This window comes from Aerococcaceae bacterium DSM 111021 (assembly GCA_020112395.1).
In the GTDB taxonomy this organism is placed as follows: Bacteria; Bacillota; Bacilli; order Lactobacillales; family Aerococcaceae; genus Ruoffia.
The window spans coordinates 80,885-100,540 of record JACCEK010000003.1 but is presented as its reverse complement, the minus strand read 5'-3'; the positions used below and the strand labels follow the sequence as shown (position 1 = coordinate 100,540).

21 protein-coding genes and 1 other annotated feature are annotated in these 19,656 nt (G+C 38.2%); of the genes, 6 read left to right on the top strand and 15 right to left on the bottom strand.

Annotated elements, in window-relative coordinates:
* The first annotated feature begins 211 nt into the window (after window positions 1-211).
* From HYQ40_10180 to HYQ40_10165, 4 genes are read left to right on the top strand one after another with little or no spacing between them, the layout of a single operon-like run.
* Complete coding sequence (locus HYQ40_10180) at window positions 212-1,249, top strand: N-acetyl-gamma-glutamyl-phosphate reductase (protein ID MBZ6528131.1); 1,038 nt, start codon at window positions 212-214, stop codon at window positions 1,247-1,249.
* 24 nt (window positions 1,250-1,273) lie between these two features.
* Window positions 1,274-2,488: a bifunctional glutamate N-acetyltransferase/amino-acid acetyltransferase ArgJ gene (argJ, locus tag HYQ40_10175; protein ID MBZ6528130.1), complete on the top strand. Its 1,215-nt coding sequence runs from the start codon at window positions 1,274-1,276 to the stop codon at window positions 2,486-2,488.
* Window positions 2,489-2,498: 10 nt separating this feature from the next.
* On the top strand, window positions 2,499-3,392 hold the full coding sequence (argB, locus tag HYQ40_10170) for an acetylglutamate kinase (protein MBZ6528129.1): 894 nt from the start codon (window positions 2,499-2,501) through the stop codon (window positions 3,390-3,392).
* 1 nt (window position 3,393) lies between these two features.
* Window positions 3,394-4,590 carry an aspartate aminotransferase family protein gene (locus tag HYQ40_10165; GenBank protein ID MBZ6528128.1) on the top strand — a complete coding sequence of 399 codons (1,197 nt, stop codon included), beginning with the start codon at window positions 3,394-3,396 and terminating at the stop codon, window positions 4,588-4,590.
* A 202-nt stretch (window positions 4,591-4,792) separates the two neighbouring features.
* Here the strand turns inward: HYQ40_10165 and HYQ40_10160 are convergent, their stop codons facing one another.
* The 14 genes from HYQ40_10160 to HYQ40_10095 form a co-directional block, all read right to left on the bottom strand.
* A complete protein-coding gene (locus tag HYQ40_10160; protein ID MBZ6528127.1) occupies window positions 4,793-5,605 on the bottom strand; it encodes a histidinol phosphate phosphatase in 813 nt (270 codons plus the stop codon).
* A 13-nt stretch (window positions 5,606-5,618) separates the two neighbouring features.
* A complete protein-coding gene (locus HYQ40_10155; GenBank protein ID MBZ6528126.1) occupies window positions 5,619-6,245 on the bottom strand; it encodes a bifunctional phosphoribosyl-AMP cyclohydrolase/phosphoribosyl-ATP diphosphatase HisIE in 627 nt (208 codons plus the stop codon).
* Window positions 6,238-6,996: an imidazole glycerol phosphate synthase subunit HisF gene (gene hisF / locus HYQ40_10150; GenBank protein MBZ6528125.1), complete on the bottom strand. Its 759-nt coding sequence runs from the start codon at window positions 6,994-6,996 to the stop codon at window positions 6,238-6,240. Before hisF ends, HYQ40_10155 begins: the two co-directional genes overlap by 8 nt.
* Window position 6,997: 1 nt before the next feature.
* The gene (locus HYQ40_10145) at window positions 6,998-7,699 is read right to left on the bottom strand and encodes a 1-(5-phosphoribosyl)-5-((5-phosphoribosylamino)methylideneamino)imidazole-4-carboxamide isomerase (GenBank protein MBZ6528124.1); all 702 of its coding nucleotides are present in this window, start codon (window positions 7,697-7,699) and stop codon (window positions 6,998-7,000) included.
* A gap of 13 nt (window positions 7,700-7,712) precedes the next feature.
* The gene (hisB, locus tag HYQ40_10140; GenBank protein ID MBZ6528123.1) at window positions 7,713-8,297 is read right to left on the bottom strand and encodes an imidazoleglycerol-phosphate dehydratase HisB; all 585 of its coding nucleotides are present in this window, start codon (window positions 8,295-8,297) and stop codon (window positions 7,713-7,715) included.
* Window positions 8,290-9,279, bottom strand: coding sequence for a histidinol-phosphate aminotransferase family protein (locus HYQ40_10135; GenBank protein MBZ6528122.1), 990 nt, complete (start codon window positions 9,277-9,279; stop codon window positions 8,290-8,292). The genes hisB and HYQ40_10135 overlap by 8 nt, the downstream gene beginning before the upstream one ends.
* Window positions 9,279-10,517, bottom strand: a complete 1,239-nt coding sequence (gene hisD / locus HYQ40_10130) for a histidinol dehydrogenase (protein ID MBZ6528121.1) — start codon at window positions 10,515-10,517, stop codon at window positions 9,279-9,281. The genes HYQ40_10135 and hisD overlap by 1 nt, the downstream gene beginning before the upstream one ends.
* Window positions 10,518-11,126: an ATP phosphoribosyltransferase gene (locus HYQ40_10125; protein ID MBZ6528120.1), complete on the bottom strand. Its 609-nt coding sequence runs from the start codon at window positions 11,124-11,126 to the stop codon at window positions 10,518-10,520.
* Complete coding sequence (locus HYQ40_10120) at window positions 11,123-11,926, bottom strand: ATP phosphoribosyltransferase regulatory subunit (protein MBZ6528119.1); 804 nt, start codon at window positions 11,924-11,926, stop codon at window positions 11,123-11,125. Before HYQ40_10120 ends, HYQ40_10125 begins: the two co-directional genes overlap by 4 nt.
* A gap of 428 nt (window positions 11,927-12,354) precedes the next feature.
* Window positions 12,355-13,218 carry an EamA family transporter gene (locus tag HYQ40_10115; protein ID MBZ6528118.1) on the bottom strand — a complete coding sequence of 288 codons (864 nt, stop codon included), beginning with the start codon at window positions 13,216-13,218 and terminating at the stop codon, window positions 12,355-12,357.
* A gap of 260 nt (window positions 13,219-13,478) precedes the next feature.
* Window positions 13,479-13,679: a hypothetical protein gene (locus tag HYQ40_10110; protein ID MBZ6528117.1), complete on the bottom strand. Its 201-nt coding sequence runs from the start codon at window positions 13,677-13,679 to the stop codon at window positions 13,479-13,481.
* A 61-nt stretch (window positions 13,680-13,740) separates the two neighbouring features.
* Complete coding sequence (locus HYQ40_10105; GenBank protein ID MBZ6528116.1) at window positions 13,741-14,088, bottom strand: alkylphosphonate utilization protein; 348 nt, start codon at window positions 14,086-14,088, stop codon at window positions 13,741-13,743.
* A 76-nt stretch (window positions 14,089-14,164) separates the two neighbouring features.
* A complete protein-coding gene (locus HYQ40_10100; protein MBZ6528115.1) occupies window positions 14,165-14,818 on the bottom strand; it encodes a hypothetical protein in 654 nt (217 codons plus the stop codon).
* Between the two features lie 134 nt (window positions 14,819-14,952).
* Window positions 14,953-15,723, bottom strand: coding sequence for a M15 family metallopeptidase (locus HYQ40_10095; protein MBZ6528114.1), 771 nt, complete (start codon window positions 15,721-15,723; stop codon window positions 14,953-14,955).
* A gap of 123 nt (window positions 15,724-15,846) precedes the next feature.
* Window positions 15,847-16,106, top strand: a binding site (T-box leader).
* Between the two features lie 56 nt (window positions 16,107-16,162).
* Between HYQ40_10095 and HYQ40_10090 the strand changes: the two genes are divergently transcribed.
* Window positions 16,163-17,440, top strand: a complete 1,278-nt coding sequence (locus HYQ40_10090; GenBank protein MBZ6528113.1) for an O-acetylhomoserine aminocarboxypropyltransferase/cysteine synthase — start codon at window positions 16,163-16,165, stop codon at window positions 17,438-17,440.
* A 145-nt stretch (window positions 17,441-17,585) separates the two neighbouring features.
* On the opposite strand, the gene xth is transcribed toward HYQ40_10090, so the two are convergent.
* Window positions 17,586-18,419: an exodeoxyribonuclease III gene (xth, locus tag HYQ40_10085; protein MBZ6528112.1), complete on the bottom strand. Its 834-nt coding sequence runs from the start codon at window positions 18,417-18,419 to the stop codon at window positions 17,586-17,588.
* Window positions 18,420-18,882: 463 nt separating this feature from the next.
* Here xth and HYQ40_10080 point away from each other — a divergent pair, with 463 nt between their 5' ends.
* The gene (locus HYQ40_10080; protein ID MBZ6528111.1) at window positions 18,883-19,644 is read left to right on the top strand and encodes a hypothetical protein; all 762 of its coding nucleotides are present in this window, start codon (window positions 18,883-18,885) and stop codon (window positions 19,642-19,644) included.
* Window positions 19,645-19,656 lie beyond the last annotated feature (12 nt).

Sequence of the window (19,656 nt, the reverse complement as noted above, 5' to 3'; positions counted from 1 at the left end):
TCGGAGAGGGTGAAAGTCCGATATGTAAGATAAATTGAACCGCACTTTTGAAAAAAGATATATAGGTATCTTCGTTTGAATAACGTTATCATTCCCCTAAGGAAAATCTTTTGTGAGCATTGATTTTCAAACTAGAGTGGTACCACGGATGCACATTCGTCTCTAACAAGAGATGGGTGTGCTTTTTTTTATACAATAAGGAGGAACAAACATGATTCATGTCAGTATTATTGGTGCAACCGGCTATACCGGGTCAGAGTTGATACGGTTACTTATAAATCACCCTGAAGTAAGACTAGAACACTTAACTGCTCGAAAACAAGTAGGTCAAAAATTATCGCATCTTTTCCCTTTTCTAACGGGTTATTTGAAAGATAAAGCGTTCGTGTCATTGGATATTGAACGGATTCGAGCAGATAGTGATGTTGTATTCATCTGCCTTCCCCATGGACATTCTATGACTCTTGCTAAAGAGCTCGGGGACCAAGTCAAGATTATTGATTTAGGGGCTGACTTCAGGATACTAGATATAGATACTTTTGAAACACATTATAAAGTGACACATACAGCACCAGAATTAATCAACACTGCAGTTTACGGTTTAAGTGAATTCAATCGAGATGCTCTAAAAGTTGCAAACATTGTCGCTAATCCTGGTTGTTTTGTAACCAGTGTTCTCTTGGCTCTTTCACCGCTCGTTGAAGCGCAAGTCATTGACCCTATTTCAATTATTATCGATAGTAAAACCGGCATCAGTGGTGCAGGCAGAAGCGCAAACGTGGATAATTTACTCAGTGAGGCTGGAAATAATTTTAAAGCTTATAACCCGTTGGGTCACCGACATATTCCTGAGATTGAACAAGAGTTATCTCAGTTTGGTTCAACTATCCAAGTACAATTCACCCCCCACTTACTACCGACTGAACGGGGAATCTTTTCAACAATTTATGCACAACCATCGTCTAAAGTGACCGAAGCAGACTTGCGTCAGATATTTGAAGCGAAGTATGGCAACGAAGCCTTTATACACCTATTAGACGAAGATATGTTACCGACGATAAAAGCTGTTCGGGGATCAAATCACTGTCACATACAAGTTAAACTCGACGAGCGAACTGGTCGTATTATTATCTTTTCAGTCATCGATAATCTAGTCAAAGGCGCATCTGGTCAAGCAGTTCAAAACATGAACTTGATGTTCGATCTTGAAGAGACAACGGGTTTAACTCATTCAGGGATGACCCCTTAATTCATATTAAAGGAGATAGACACAATGAAGTATTCAAACAATGGTCTGCAAGCCGTCACTAATGTACAAAGCACTGCAATTCATGCAGGGTTCAAACAGGACGCAAGTAAGAATGACCTCGCTTTAATTTATTTTCCTAATAAGGCGACTGTAGCAGGTGTATTCACCCAAAATTTAGTTAAAGCCTGGCCAGTACTTTATGGGCAGCACATGTTGAGTCAGTACAGTGAATTTAGTGCGATTTTAATCAACAGTGGGAATGCGAATGCTTGTAATGGTGACAGTGGTCAAACGACAATGCACAAAGTGATTCAATTGCTAGCAAATGAATTAGATATCACACCTCATGAAGTGCTTGTAAGTTCTACAGGCGTGATTGGAGCGCCTCTTGAGTTTAAGCCCTTTGATGATAATATGGAGCGGCTAGTTGAGTCTTTACAATCTGATTCAAGTCACTCAGTTGCTACGGCCATTATGACTACAGATACTGTCCCAAAAGAGACTGCTTATTCCATGGACATTGATGGTCAAACAGTCCATATAGGTGCCGTAGCCAAAGGTTCAGGCATGATTCACCCTAACTTAGGTACTATGTTGTCATACATTGTATTAGATATCGCATGTGACCAAGATACGTTGTACACACTTTTGAAAAAAGCCGTTGATTTATCTTTCAATAGTATGACGATTGATGGGGACACAAGTACGAATGATACAGTCTTTCTTTGTGCTACTGGGGAGAAAACAATCGCTTTATCCGATGAGAACTTGGATCACTTGCAATCTTTAATCACAACAGTCTGCGCTGATCTTGCTAAGATGATGGCTCAAGATGGAGAAGGCGCATCTAAATCTATTACAATTAAAACACTAGGAGCAATGAGTCAACAAGATGCTAAAGCGGTTGGAAAAGCCATCGCAACTTCCAATTTAGTCAAAACAGCTATCTTTGGCGAGGATCCTAACTGGGGTCGCATCATATCAGCCGTTGGTAATAGCGGCGTCACATCTATTATTCCAGAGCAAATCGATATATTATTCGAGTCAAAATTCGGCTCAGTACAACCATGCAAACACGGCGCTTTCAATGAATTTAGTCAAAGATTAGCTAAAAAAATATTATCTGCTGAAGATATTGAGATCAGTGTTGATTTGAATCTAGGCGGTAGCCAAGCAACTGTTTGGACGTGCGATTTAACTCATGATTATATTCACATAAACGCTGACTATCATACTTAGGAGTGAGACCATGAATTACACAGATAAAATTGACGTTCTAGTAGAAGCTCTTCCCTATGTCAATCGGTTTAGAAAGCACATTATTGTCATCAAATACGGAGGCAATGCGATGATTAATGAGGAATTGAAATTCTCCGTTATGCAAGATATTCTCATGATGAAATCCGTGGGTATGATTCCTATTGTTGTTCACGGAGGTGGCCCATTTATCTCGACGATGTTAGATAAGTTATCGATTGAAAGTCATTTTGTTGACGGGCTTCGTTCAACGAGTCAAGAAGCGATGGATGTCGCTGAAATGGTTTTATCTGGCTCTGTCAACAATGATATTGTCAGAACTTACAATCATATGGGTGGGAATGCCATAGGCTTATCTGGACTCGATGACCATTTACTAAAAGTAACAAAAAAAGAAGTTTTCCAAGATAACCTAGCCTCCCCAATTGATTTAGGTTACGTTGGTGATGTCGAATCAGTGAATGTCACCTTGTTAAATCATTTAATCGATGCAGACTATGTCCCAATCATCTCTTCTGTTGGAATAGGACCAGATGGTCATAGTTACAATATTAATGCAGACCAAGTAGCTAGTGCGGTTGCGACCGCTTTAAAGGCAAGCAAGTTAATCTTCTTAACCAATACACCAGGTTTATTAACAAATAGCTTAGATCCTGATTCCTTGATATCTAAGCTGACTGTTCTAGAAGCACAGTCATTGGTCGAAGATGGTACTATTACAGAAGGCATGATACCCAAAATTAATTGCTGTATAGAAGCGGTTAACAATGGTGTCAACAAAGCTCATATCATCGATGGAAGAATGAACCATTCGCTACTTTTAGAGTTATTTTTTGATATGGGTATCGGTACGATGTTATCTCATGATAATAAAGAGGAGGAGTAAAATGAACCAAACAAATACATGGTCCAATCGTGGACAGAACGTCTTAATGAATACATATAATCGTTCTGATAAAGTAATGGTTTCGGGTAAAGGAACGTATCTTACGGATATAGATGGCAAGACCTATCTGGACTTTATCTCTGGTATTGCGGTCAATTCATTAGGCCATGCCAATGAAAAGTTGAACCAAGCAATTACAGATCAAGGTCATGAACTGATACATACGTCGAATTTATTTTGGAACACCCCTTCCATCGAAGCGGCTGAAAAGTTAACTTCCTTATCCGGTTTAGGCAAAGTATTTTTTGCTAATTCTGGTGCAGAGGCGAATGAAGGAGCCATTAAGTTAGCCCGAAAATGGGGACGAGAGACAAAAGGTGATGATGCGACTACAATTATTAGTCTCAAGCAATCTTTCCACGGTCGAACGATCGCAACTTTATCTGCTACAGGACAAGACTCTATGCATCAAGATTTCGCACCAAATTTAGTTGGCTTTAAATACGTAACATTCAATGATAGTGAGGAGTTAACGAAAGCTGTTACACAACAAACTTGTGCGATTATTATAGAAGTGATTCAAGGTGAAGGTGGAGTCAACACAATCTCAGAAGCCTTTGTTGAAACGATAAATACTTTGCAACAAAACGAAGATATTCTAGTCATTATTGATGAAGTTCAAACTGGGATTGGGCGTACAGGTTCGATGTTCGCATTTGAACAATTCGCATTGAAACCAGACATTGTTACCTTAGCTAAAGGATTGGGGGGCGGGTTCCCGATAGGTGCTTTACTTGCTAAAGACTCAATTGCTAATCATTTTCAGCCTGGCGATCACGGGACAACTTTTGGTGGTAATCCCCTTGCTACTGCTTGTGCTAACGTTGTCTTAGATACCATTCATGAAGAAAAACTTCTTGATAATGTTAATTTACGCCACACTCAATTGGTTGAAGGCCTTGGAAAAATTAAAGATAAGCATCATTCGATTATAGATATCAAAGGTAAAGGCTTGCTAATTGGCGTCCAATTCAAACACGCAGTCGACGAGATTATTACGGAGTGTTACCAGCAACAACTACTCCTGATTAGCGCAAAAGGCAATGTTGTACGCTTCTTACCACCACTAAATGTATCTGAAGCTGAGATTAATGAAGCTTTGAAGATTTTTGAAAATGTGTTGGTTGGGATTGAATAAAGTTTGCTTACGGGTTGTCGTGATTCCCACGACGATCCGCTAACCGATTTGCGGGTTATCGTCAATTTTACGACGACCCGGTAACCGATTTGCGGGTTATCGTGATTCCCACGACAACCCGCAAAGCGAATTCTCACTCACATTCAAAATTCAAACACAAAAACAGATGCTTCCTTACTTAAAATCTAAGGAAGCATCTGTTTTATTTAGCATTTATAAATTGTAACTCATCTAACTCAACCAAGTTCATTTTGTTTTTTTCAAATAACGCAACTTCATGAACGTTATACCGTTTCAATAGTGCTCGCAGCTCATCAAATCCAAGCATATATTCACTTGCATTGTGTGCATCTGATCCGAGTGTAAATAACTTTCCTCCTACAGATTGGTAAAGTGGTATGGCCCATTTGTAGAGTTCAATTTTGTCGTATTTTACAATACTTTTACTATTCAACTCGAATGCAATATCATGTTTAACCAATTGTTCAAAAATCGCAACAAACTTCTCTGTATACTTCTTCTTGATTGTGTCTAGACTTACATCATGAACTCTAAAGCCATAATCAAAGTGAGTCATAATTTGAACATCTGTAAATTCTGTGACAGCTTCCAGTAATTGATCAACATAGTTGTCCATCATAACCAAACCTGCTTCGACCTTTGGATTCGTTGACTCAGTATCCATGTAATCATATACACGATTTTGGTGGCAACTTAATAGTTTAATATCAAAATCATACCTTGTTAAAATTTCGTTGAGCCGCTCTTTTTGTCCAGGCACATAACCAACTTCTACACCGAGTAACAAACGAACATCGTCTTCCTTCATATTCTTTTGCCAAGCAACCATTTGGTCAAAATTCGGTATATCATCTCGCCCATTATTCACAGGGTTTTCCAAATCCAGATGTTCAGTCAGTGTTAAAACGTTCTGACCTAGGGCGATATAGTTTTCTGGTTGCTCTTCACTATCGAAAGATAAGTGTGTATGGCAATGCTGATCGTAAAAGTACACGTCACTTCCTCCTCTACCATTCATCAATTTCATCTCGCACTGAGTATGTTTGTTTAACTCCGTGACGCTCCTTTAATTGAGCCTCTACATCTGCTAAACTGACACCTTTTTTTTGGAGTAGCACGATTAAATGATAAAATAAATCACTCGATTCATTAATTAACTCTTCTTTGTCATTATTTTTTGACGCAATCAGCACTTCAGTCATCTCTTCTCCGCATTTTTTGAGGATTTTATCTTGTCCTTCATCCATCAAATATTTAGTATATGAGCCTTCTTGAGGGTTTGCAATCTTGTCTGAGATAGTTTCTTCCAAAGTCGCAAGGGTAAAATTCTCTTCCCCAAAGCAACTTGTCTGGCCAGTATGACACGTTGGCCCTACTGGATCCACTTGAAGTAAAACCGTATCTTGGTCACAATCTAGTACTATATCTATAACTTTTTGTACGTTACCACTCGATTCTCCTTTTTTCCAAAGGCGTGCTTTTGAACGGGAATAGAACCAAGCAACGCCATCTTCTCGAGTCTGGTCATAGGCTTCTTGATTCATATAGCCAAGCATTAATACTTGCCCTGTTCGGTAATGTTGCAATATCGCTGGAACTAAACCGTCCCCTTTATTGAAATTGATTTCAGTCAATTTGAATCTCAATCCCTTCTGTTTGAATGGCTTGTTTTAATTCTTTGATACCCACTTCATTTTGATGGAATATCGAAGCAGCTAAGCCCGATTCAACATTCGTTTCGTTAAATAATTCAATAAAATGCTGACTACTACCTGCTCCCCCACTTGCTATAATAGGTATATCAACGAGTTGGGCGGCTCGTTTAAGAAATGGTATATCGAACCCGCCTTTGACACCATCATGGTCAATACTTGTAATTAACAATCGACCTGCCCCCCGTTGTTGGCACTCTTCTAACCACTCGAATGCACGGATAGGTTCTTGCTTTTGGCCTGCTTGCGTATAGACAAAGTAGTCTTCTTTGTCATTAACGTAAGCCACATCAACCGCTATAACGATACTTTCAAAACCAAATTCTTTTGATGCTTCATTAATTAACTCTGGGTTCCTAACCGCCGCGGAATTTATTCCTACTGCGCTGGCACCCGCTTGAATAGCGTCTTTAATATCTTCTAAGCTAGCAATACCCCCGCCAACTGTTAAAGGAATGGAAATATTACTGACTATATCTTGAATCATTTGCGTTCGGAGTTGATGTCCGTCGGTTGTTTTCGTTATATCTAACACAACGAGTTCATCTGCTCCTTGTTGGTCGTATTTTTGGGCGAATTCTATAGGGTCACCCAATTCTTTTACATTCTCAAAGTTAACGCCTTTTACTAATCGTCCATTGCGAGTATCTAAACATGGTATTATTTTTTTCATATTAGTTGAGTCCTTTCCAGAAATCATCATTCTGCGCCGCTTTTCCGACGATCGCTTCAGTTACTCCGGCTTCTTCCAACTCTGACAAATCTACTTGTCCCCTTACACCACCACTTGCTACAACAAGATGGCGTGTCGATTGGTTGAGCTTCGCAGTTCGTTCAACGTTTGGACCTTGCTCCATTCCGTCACGATTGATATCTGTATAGATAATTCCAGCAATGTCCAAATCTTCAATGGCTTCAACATATTCCACAATTTGACGCCCGCTTTTCTCTTTCCATCCATTAACATAGATGTCTTCCTCGCGTGCATCAATCCCAACAAAAATACGTCCAGGATAGTGAGCGACAATTTTCTTCAGCCAAGGCACATCCATAATTGCCCTTGATCCTAGAATAAAGTAATCAATGCCTAATTCATCATAATCTTGGATTACTTTTAGTGAGCGTAAACCACCGCCAAGTTCTAATGGTAAATCTGTTAACTTCTTTAACTCTCCTATCATCGATGTTTCAACCGCTTTTTGCTCTGCTGCTCCGATTAAATCAACAACATGAATTCTTTCAACTTGAGGAAATTGACTATAGTATTCAACCGCTTCTTGAGGTGTTTTTGGCATAATCATCTTCTCGCTGTAATCTCCTTGAGTCAGTCGTACACTTTGCCCATCAATTAAATCAATTGCAGGAATAATTTTCATTCTTATTTCTCCTTTATGCTATAAGTCCTTTAGATGAAGGTACACCGGTATTGGTTTTCTCAAGTGCTATTTTTAAAGCTCGGCCAAAACCTTTAAATATAGCTTCAATCTCGTGGTGTGTGTTGCCGCCTTTCAATAAATCAATGTGTAAAGTCATGCGTGCGTTCATCGCAACCCCATTAAAGAATTCCTCAACTAACTCTGTATCAAATGTACCCACTTTTTCTTTTGATAGTGCAGCATTAAAGTTAAGATGCGGACGACCTGATAAATCTAAAACAACACGAGCTAAGGATTCATCCATTGGCAAGTAAAATGACCCATAACGTTGGTAACTCTCTAATGCTTGGTAATAATCTCGAATGGCTTCACCTAATAAAATCCCGATATCCTCAACCGTATGGTGATCGTCTACTTCTGTATCTCCATTAGCTTCTACACTTATATGCAACTTTGAGTGAAACTTAAAAAGTGTTAACATATGGTCTAAGAATCCTACGCCTGTTTGAATCCCTTTATCCTCTTCCCCTTCAGAAAGAGATTGAGCGAGTTCCAATTTGATTTGAGTTTCTAATGTATTTCGTTCTTTTTTAATCAATTTGCTTCCTCCAAGTCTTTAATAACTGATTGAACTTCTCGTAGTGGCCCAATTCTAATATCGAATAGCGGACAACGTCTTTTAAGTTGGGTGCATCATACGTTCTTGCTATAAATCCGGCTTCACTTAAGAATTCACTCAAGTCCTTTGCCTTGTCACCATAAGTTAAGACAAAATTGGCTTTAGTTGGCTTGACCGTCATCACATCACTTACTGTCTCAAAGCTTGCGATTAATGCTTGTTGGCACTCTTTTTGATAAGCCACCCATTCATCTAATTGCTCAACATTTGAGAATAATTCATTAGCAATATTCAAGGCTAGATTGTTAATGGGATACGGGTGATTAATTTCAACTAATGTTTCAAAGGTCTTCCCTTTCGCAATGGCTACCCCAATTCTTAAACCCGCCAATCCATAAATCTTACTCAAAGTCCGGACGATAATAACGTTGCTGTTATCTGGTCGTTTATACTCGTCGCCAAACTCAATATATGCTTCATCTATAACGAAATAGCCTCCAATAGCTTCCATCGCATCGGCAATGTCTTGCAAGAATTCTTCACCAAATTGAATGCCAGTTGGGTTTTGTGGGTTTGAGATAATCATTAAAGATGGACGTCGTTTTTGAATATCTCTTAGAACATTGTCTAAGTCAAATTCAAACTGCTCATCACTCTCTACTCGCCAAAATGGTCGTTTAATTTGTCTAGCATAATCTTCATACATAAAGAAATCAGGGCTCACAGTCAACACACCTTCTTGACCAAACTGAATCATTAGTTTTTGCAACCATTCATCGGAACCATTAGCCAACTCAAGCTCAGCTGTATTGAGTGAATGATAACTCGCATACAATTCTTTGAACCGGTTTAATTCTTGATCCGGATATTGATGAAGTGGCGTTTGCTTGACTACTTCAACTAATTGCTCATCACTTAAAGGTCGCTTTGGACTTATATTTCGATTGATAAAAATAGACATTAAACATCCCTCCTTATCGATATAGAACGCTTATGACAATATAAATTTTCACTTTGAGCCATTTTTTCGGCTGCTGGAGCTATCTCATTAAAGGTTTCTTCTTTTATCGCAATAATGGCGTGACTCGTACGGTAATCATTCACATTCAATCCATGACTGAAGCGCGCATTTTGATTGGTTGGCAAAACATGTGATGGCCCAGCCACGTAGTCGCCGATTGCTTCCATAGAATAGAAGCCTTTAAATACAGCTCCCGCATAATTAACCGCTTCAACAATCGCATCTTGATCACTATGTTGAATTGAAACATGTTCTGCCCCAATATAATTGATAACGTCAATTAACTGTTCTTTTTGGTCAACAATTGAATAATGGTTAGTCGCGATTGATTCTTTAATAATGTTGCTTCGCTCTTGTTCGTCTATTAAGTCTTGCATTCGAGTTTTAATTCGGTCACTTAAGACTTGTGACTCACATAATAGAAATGTTCGCGCGTTACTATCATGTTCTGCTTGGGCAAAAATATCGTAAACAACCGCATCTACCGGTATTGTTTCGTCGACATACAACAAGATTTCACTTGGTCCAGCAATACTATCGATACCGACATCTCCAAAAACTAATCGCTTTGCTGTCGCCACGTAGATGTTTCCGGGTCCACAAATTTTGTCGACCTTTGGAATCGTTTCAGTCCCATATGCTAAAGCAGCGATCGCTTGAGCTCCCCCTACCGTATAAACATGGTCAGTTACACCACATAAATAAAGTGCTGCAAATGTCACATTAGTTGGCTCATATACTGGCGTTGTGACTACAATCATTTCTACACCGGCTACAACAGCTGGTAACACTGTCATTAAAACACTGGACGGGTACAGTGCTGTCCCACCAGGTACATAAACCCCAACGCCTTCTAAAGGTCGATAGACATAACTTAACTCTTCTCCTATTTGATCTTGATACATTATCTTTCGCTCGTAAGCTTCAATTCGCTCTTTAGCAATAATCAACGCATCTTGTAATTCTTTATCTAACGATTCCCAACTTGCTTTCATCTGTTCAGGTGAAACTTTTAATGTATCTAGATCTACCTTATCGAACCGCTTCGTTAATCCATATAGTGCTTCGTCCCCTTGGTTTTTCACTTGATCAATAATCGTTTGAACCGTCACGATTTGATTTACATTCGTATCTTGTTTATTTTTTTGAAAGGTTTTAATAAATTCTTGAACATTCACCTATATCACCCCAATCTCTTTAATAAATTGATAGATTACATCTTCTTTAGTATAGAACGACTGCTTATTCGCAATAAGTCGGGCATGTATCGACATGATCGTATTATGTTCAACAAGGTTATTCACTTTCAATGTTGTACCTGTTTGAACAATATCTACAATCGCATCGGCTAAGCCTAATATTGGAGCCAACTCAACCGATCCATGCAGATGGATTAATTCTACATCTTGGCGTTGTTCAATAAAGTATTGGCGCGTAATATTTGTAAATGTTGTCGCCACAGTCTTAATCTCATGTTGCTTTAACGTCGGAGCCCCAGCAATCGCTAAACGGCACTTACCAAATGGAAGTCCGGATACATTCAATACATTAAACTGATTTTCAGTGATTATATCTTGTCCCACAATCCCTAAGTCTGCTATACCTTGTTCAACATAGGTCGGAACGTCGGCCCCTTTAGCAAAAATAAACTTCACATCGTCAACGATTTTAAATAAATAGCGCCCATTTTCTTGTAATGGTTTCGCATAGTGAGTTAAATCGCTCGCTTCTAAAAATTCAATAAAATCTTTAAATAGACGTCCTTTAGATAGTGCAACCGTGATCATAATAAGCCTCCCGTCGACAAGTTGATTCCAATCCCAAAAGCGCCATCCGCATATTGCCCACCTGAAAGAACCGGGGTGTTTTCACCCAAAAAGGCTTGGAAATAAAAGCCATTGTAATAAGTTTGAGGTGATCTGAATGATAAATCTAATATAAAACGCGTCTCAGGTGTTCGCAGTGTTTCTTTTAGAGAATGAATCATTTGCATCGGTTTGCTCGTTCCAAACTGCTTATCAACATGATCAAACTGTTGACTCACGGGTAGAATCATTAATTGATAAAATGGATGCTCGTTGCCTAATAATTCTCTTAATGTGGACAAATTTTTATCGATGACTAAGGCCCTCACCTCTTCAGATAATTCATGTAATTCAATATACATATCAAGCAAGAGATCATGATTGACAACAATCACAGTGAATCGTGTTTCAAGTAATGCTTCAACAAAACTTAAATGCAAATTTATACTTTGCACCATATCTGTCATACTAGGTTGAAATAACTCAACGCCAGCTTGATAATAAGTCTTAGATTGTCGAATAACAGGCCCAAAGTAACCAAATTTTTGTTGAGATATTTGAAAGGCATTATTATAATTCAAAATACTTCGTGTCCAGTCACTTCGTAACGAGAACAACTGTTGATTCCGTTCAAAAACGATATTATCAGGATGATAATCTTTACTTTCAACTTGAAAAGGTTCAACCATATTTAAGTCAATGAGTTGATACCCTGCGTCAGAAATAAGATTCAAATATTGATTAGCTAAATTAATCTGTTTCAGTATTGGTGTGTTTTCCATCCAAAACCCTCACTTTCATTTTTCTGATACATAATAATGTGAGTATAAAAAAAGACGTCCTCTAATCCACTTAGGATTAAAGGACGTCGAAACGCGGTTCCACCTTCACTTCGCTACAATCTCACAAAAGTAGCCTCTGGGAGTTTTAAATAAACTCCAGCTATAACGGAACTACCGGGTATATACCACTAACAAAGGATGTGTCAGAATAGGTTGTTATGCTTTGCTTTTCAGCTACCGCAAATTCTCTTTCATAACAATTACTATCTTTTTTCCTTGCATGTATTATTATATTTTCATTAATCTTACCTTTCTCTAATAATTAAGTCAAGTTATATCTTTATTATTTATATGACTAACACAAAAAAACACTAATATAGTCTTTATTAGTGTCGTTTTATCATTTATATTTAATTTTAAAAGATGTTTTATATGATGGTGTCGGTTTCTGCTACTAATGATGCTTGCTTTTTAAAGCTAAAAACTTCATTCAATATCGCTGAGCCTAAAATAAATATTGTTCCGATGATTTGAATTCTCCCGAAGGGTTGTTGGAGAAGTAACGCTGAAAGTATAATTGCTGTGACTGGGTCGACGTAACTTAGTAATGACGATGTTTGAGCTGGTAATTGATTCAAAGCTGAGAAGAATAACTGATAAACCCAGCCAGTATGGACAATTCCTACAATAAGGAGTAGTAAAATAATCGATGGTGTAAAGTTTACTGCGCCTAAGTCTTCAGTAATCAGCACATACGGGATCATCACAAAGGCTGATACTAATAATTGGAAAAAAGTAAGCTCTAAACCAGATAAGCCTTTTGTCAACTTGTTCAAAATCATAATCCATGCATACAGTATCGCTGCAGCGAGTCCATAGCCAACTCCAACTAAAGTTGCATGGCTTCCTCCAAATACTCCCGAAATTAACACTGCTCCAAACAAAGCCGCCAACGTACAAATGACATTAAATGCAGTCAGCTTTTCCTTTAGTACAAGGGGTGCGAGTAATATAACAAATGCTGGTGCCATGTAATAACATAAAGTTGCCACCGCTACACTTGTATATTGATAAGCTTCAAACAAGAAAATCCAATTAAAGCCAATCGCCGTTCCAGAAATAATTAAGTACTTTGCATTTTTGCGAACTGCCGGCCAATTAATTTTACTTTTCTTTACAGTGATAACTCCTAATAAGAATAGTGTCCCAATGATTGCTCTAAACATTGCAATAACAGCTGACGGCAGCGGAATATAATGAACGAAAATCCCAATTGTTCCCACTATTAACATCGCTATGACCAATTTCACTTTTTCCAATTCACAATTCCTCCTTGATGATTCTCACTGTTTTTATATTATTCTAACACATTCTTAATCTTTCAGTGAGGTATATTGAAGTTTGAGGGAATAATAATTGAACTTGAGACATATCACAGACCAATTCTTCACGAGTATTGTCTTGCTATCAACTAATCGATGCTTGATATTTGCTCCATTCATTCGCAAATTCATCGTAGCTAGAAACTCATCCACATTTCCTTGTCCATTTGTTAAGACAACATTAGGATATTCAATAATATCTGAGCATCAGCCATATTATTTTGTGAAAATCCTTGAGTGGTTGGTTGTTCTACTTTGCTTACTGTTAACTCACTTTGACTCTCTTCTTCAATATCAGGCATCGGATTTTCTGATGAACTGCAACCAACAAGAAGGAATATGCATAGTAACAATAGAAAACATTTCAACAACTTAATTTCCCCTTTTTGATTAAATAAATACCCCACTTTATAAGTGAGGTATTTATATATATTATGCTTTTTTAACGAATTCTGACTTTAGTTTCATCGCTCCAAATCCGTCAATCTTACAATCAATATCGTGTCCATCGGCAGGATTAAGGATTAATCTAATGTTTTTCACTTTCGTCCCTTGTTTAATGGCTTGTTTGTAGCCTTTAACTTTCAAATCTCTCGCAACAACAACTGTATCACCATTCTCTAGCTCATTCCCATTAACATCTTTAATCATGTTACTTTCTTCAGCTGCTTGTTGTTCACTTGCAGTCCATTCGTGTGCACATTCGGGACATACAAATACAGCGCCGTCCTCATAAGTATATTCAGACTGACATTGTGGACAGTTAGGTAAGTTATCCATGCTGAAACCCCTCCTTTATTTATGTAACAATATTTTACCATATATTGTTGAATAAAGCATGAGTTATTAGCACCTACTAATCTCTAAGACCTAATTTTCTTTCTGAGTCTTCTTTACTGAGTTTTATAGCTGACTGATTACCAATTAATCGAAACATCTCAAAGTAATCACCTGCATCAAATGTTTCGGTTCCGATTGGTTCTACTCCAATTCGATGTGTTGACCAACTCCCTCCAGACTCTTTTCGGTTCTCCGCTGTTGCTAATACAAAGTATGGAGTCATTTGCTGGGTTTGTTTATATAATCTTTTATCAAGCGTTATAAACAAATGTGAGTCATAATTAACTAGGACATATTGATTAATAAAAGCTTGCCATCTTCTTGCCCAACGCTTCATTTCTTTAGGTTCTATCGTCACTCTGGTCACCATACCCTCTTTGATAATCCGACGTCTTAATTTGTATTTATAATTTCTATGGTATGTAAATTTTTCGTCTTGTGTCAGATAACTCCTAGCTTCCTCAGTATCTTGAACCAACGTTATTCGATCGCCTTTCCACTGATTCATTAATAAATGGAATAACTCATATTGAAATGGATTCCCAAACTCTTCGTGGACAAATGCTAACAAATATAAACTACTATTGCCTACAAATACTAGGTCCGCTGGATCCATGATTTTTTTCTTATCTAAGTTAAGTAATAAATTGCCTTTTTCTGTCATAATCATAATTAAATGCCTCCAATTTTTTTTTGAGTAATTTTACCCTGTATATATATACGTAATTTAAGGTCATTTCCATTAATTTATTTTTTAAAAACACAAAAAAAGCACTTCATTTTTAATGAAGTACCTCTCAAACCTTATTCTGTCGTAGTTTCTTTCAAATTAATTAAGGCTATATATTCTTCCAATGTCAGACCGTGTTCAAACATAAAAGTAGCATGATCTTTTCCAACGTATCGAATATGCCAAGGCTCATATTCATAACCTGTTATATGAGTCTTTCCTTCTAAGTAACGTAAGATAAAACCATGTTCATGGCCATTCTCTGCTAACCATATAGCGGAACCGTATTGTCCGTAGGCTTGATGTAAGTCGCGTCCATATTCTTGCCAATCTGTTCCCAACAAATCAAAGGCCAGTCCAGTTGAATGTTCAGTGGCGTCTGCCGGAGCAACAAACATATCAGTCATATAGAAGGCATCGGCTTCGCTGTATCCTTCAGCCAGATACATATTATAACGACCCGCAAAGTTTGCTTCTTGAAAAGCCATTGTTCGGTAAGCAGATACTGTTTCAAAGTAATAGCCTGCTTCTTCAGCAGCTGTAATCAAAGAATTGAACGGATCAACAATATTTGCATTGTATGAATTCCCAGTACCTGTCCATGCAAATTCCATCTCTAAGTCAGCTTCCAAACGGTTATCTCGATTAATTAACATTAAATTAGGCTCATCGATTGATGCATCCTCTGGTAAGGCTTCAACTAATTCTTCCACCGTTAAATCCGATTTAAATGGTTCAATTAGTTGAGTATCAATCACTTCAAGTGCCCCAATAGACTGCATAGGTACTGTCAATAAGACGATCATCGTTACTAGAAAGTAACGTAGCTTTGTTCTATTTGTCATTAAATCATTCTCCCCATTTATTTTTACTTTCCTATTATCTCAGAAAATTTCATTAAGACAACCTATTTATTCCCTTGACATTTAATGAGATTAAGATTAACATATGGTTAAATAAATTAGAATAAATAAGCACTGATAAGATAAGTAGTTTAAACAACTTGTATAGAGAGCCTATGTGTGGTGAAAGTAGGTCAAGGGAAATAGATGAAAATGGTCTTTGAGCAATAGTAACTCAAGCGGTTAATCGTAAGGGTTATTCGGGTTCACCCGTTACAGTGAGCGAGTATAATTCAACGATAGAACGTACTCAGTGAGGTTACATTAGTGATAGTGTAGCGAATTAAGGTGGTACCATGGATAAGCGACAAGCTTCCATCCTTTGCAGACAATGCAAGGATGGAAGCTTTTTTTATATTTAAAATTATGGAGGAGATATATTATGACACAAGAATATAGTTTTGAAACAAACGCGGTACACGCAGGCCATACAGTCGATGAGACAGGTTCGCGTGCAGTCCCAATCTACCAAACAACTGCCTATGTATTTGATGATGTTGAGCAAGGTGCCAACCGCTTTGCATTAGCGGAAGGTGGTAATATCTACACACGTATCGGGAATCCAACTCAAGGTGTTTTTGAAGCTCGTGTTGCCGCTCTTGAAGGCGGAACAGCCGGCTTAGCCGTTGCTTCAGGAATGGCTGCAATTAGTTACGCTATCCAAGTGCTTGCTTCCCATGGCGACCATATTGTAGCAACGGCAAGCTTGTATGGTGGTACGCATAATCTATTTGAACATACATTTAAAAAATTTGGTATTGATGTTTCGATTGTAGATACGAGTGATTTATCAAATGTTGAAGCAGCTATTCAAGATAATACAAAAGCGGTATTTGTAGAAAGTATTGGTAACCCCGCCGGGAACATTGAAGATATTGAAGCTTTGGCGAAGATTGCACATAAGAATGGGATTCCTTTAATTGTTGATAATACATTCGCAACGCCCTACTTATTACGCCCGATTGAATTTGGTGCTGACATTGTTGTTCACTCAGCAACGAAATTTATTGGTGGCCATGGGACATCAATCGGAGGCGTTATCGTTGAAAGTGGAACGTTTGATTGGGCTCAAAATGATAAGTTCCCAGGCTTAACAGAACCTGATCCAACTTATAACGGTATATCTTTTGCAGAAACGTTTGGTCCAGGAGCTTATACGACAAAAATCCGTGCAACTTTACTACGTGATACTGGAGCAGCGATATCTCCTTTTAATGCATTCTTACTTATTCAAGGGTTGGAATCATTACATGTTCGTGTTGAACGTCACGTAGAGAATGCAGAGAAAATTGCGAAATTCTTAGAAAGTCACGAGAATGTTGAATGGGTGGACTATGCTGGGTTAGAAAGTAGTCCTTATTATAACTTGAAAGAAAAGTACTTGCCTAAAGGCGCTGGATCTATCTTTACGTTTGGAGTTAAAGGTGGTTATGAAGGTGGAGTCAAATTCATTGAACAATTAGATCTATTCTCACTTTTAGCCAATGTCGGGGATGCGAAATCACTCGTTGTACACCCTGCTTCAATGACTCATAGTCAGTTAACGGATGATGAATTATTAGCTGGTGGCGTGAAACCAGAAACAATTCGTGTATCGATTGGTATTGAGAATGTTGATGATTTAATCAATGATTTAAAACGCGGTTTGAGTGCTTTATAAGATTACAAACGATTTCCGCATCAACGAGAATTCATTGCAAAAAAAATACACTCCCAAAAATTAATTGGGGGTGTATTTTCATTTGTTCTTTCAAGAACAGTTTCATTACCACGTCAAAATAATAATTTTAATATAAATTAACTTTTTATATATTAATCTCTAACAACGTCGGAGTGTGATCTTGACGTACACCTGAATCAATCATTTCTGACTTCGATACTTTATCAGCAATGCGATCACTTACCAACCAATAATCAATTCTCCACCCAGAATTATTGATTTTACTCGTTTTGGCACGTTGGTTCCACCAAGTATAAACGCCTTCGACATCTCCATGAATATAACGAAATGTATCTGTGAAGCCACGGTTCAGTAAATTCGTGAAACCTTCTCGCTCCTCATCTGTAAAACCAGCTGAACGTTTGTTATTCTTTGGATTCTTCAAGTCAATTTCTTTGTGAGCCACGTTGTAATCTCCCGTTGCAATAACTGGTTTTTTCTCATCAAGACTAGCTAAATAATCAGCATACTTTATGTCCCATTGTTGACGCTCTTCCAAACGTACTAAACCAGATCCCGCATTTGGCGTGTAAACTTGTGTAATGAAAAACTCTTCAAATTCAAGTGTAATAATACGCCCTTCCGCATCCATTGTACTTGGTGCACCGATCTCTGGATAAGTCACAATAGGTGTTAGATGGTTCTTAAATAAAAACATCGTTCCAGCATAACTTTTACGTGCAGGCTCTTTTGAACTATTCCAAACAATTGTATAATCTGATACGTCTTTTTCTAGTATCTCTAAATGCTTCTTAGTCGGTCCTTTGCTTGATAATTTCGTTTCTTGAATCGCAATTACATCTGGATTTTCATCCTTAATAATATTTAATACAGCTCTTGATAATTCCGCTCTAGCTGAGTCACTTGTTAATGCAGCGTTTAGCGAATCAATATTCCATGAGATTAATTTCAATGTCATTCTCCTCGTTTTCTTTATTTATACTTATTCATTTTATATTTAACTACGAGTTGGGTCAAATATTGTGAAAACGACTGTTAGAAGGCTTCTAAATTGATTGATGGTAACGCTTTATGATATATTGAAATTAAGAAACTAAGTTAGTAATCGAAAGAAGAGAGGGATGTCTATGGCAAGAGGTGGAGGCCGCGGTGGTGGCGGCGGAGGTCGCAGTGGTGGCTTCGGTGGCTCTCGTGGCGGTGGCGGTCGCAGCAGTTCAAGTGGACGTGGCGGTGGATCATTCGGTGGCAGTAGTCGCGGTGGTAGCTCCTGGGGCGGTGGCGGTGGCTGGGGTGGTTCATATAATTCACGCCCAGTGATTCGAACTGGTCCAATCTTTAACTCTTGGGGCTCTAACCGCAGAAGACGAAACTTTGGTGGCGGTCCTTCTGGAGGTGGCGGCGGTGGTTGTGGTAGTACTTTAATTACATTCATTGTGATTGGTTTTATTGCCGTTTTCTTACTCCCAATGATTTTTGGAGGCGGCGGGAATTCTGGTAATTCAGGTAACTCCGAGTCATCCATCACACGCTCAACCGTTGAACGTGAGCCACTTCCAGCAGGTTCAGTCAATGAGACGGATTATTATACAGATGATGCAAATTGGGTAGAAAATCAAACAGTCATGGTCGATGGGTTACGTCACTTCTATAATGAAACAGGCGTACAGCCTCATGTCTATATTACAACTGAGATTAATGGTTCAAGTAATGCTTCTATGAACGAAGTTGAAGAATATACTAACGAGCTATATGATGAATTATTTACAGATGAAGCTCACTTATTGTTGATGTTCTATGAAGGGTCTCCTAGTAACTATACGACTTACTATGTTACCGGTACTCAAGCAGATCAAGTAATAGACAGAGAAGCAGCAGATATCTTATTAGATTATATTGATCGTTACTACTACGACATGAGTCTGAACACGTCTGAATTCTTTAGCAAGTCATTCCGTGACGCAGCTGACCGAATTATGGAAGTGACCACATCACCGTGGATCCCAGTCTTCTTAGTCATCGGCGGGATTATCTTAGTCGGAATCCTCTTCTTATGGTGGCGAAAACGTAAAGAACAAGAAGCTATCCAAGCAAAACGAACGGAAGATATGTTGAATAAACCAATCGATACGTTTGGAACTCAATCAGAAGCAGATGAATTAGCGAAAAAATACAGTGACGAATAAAACACACATTTA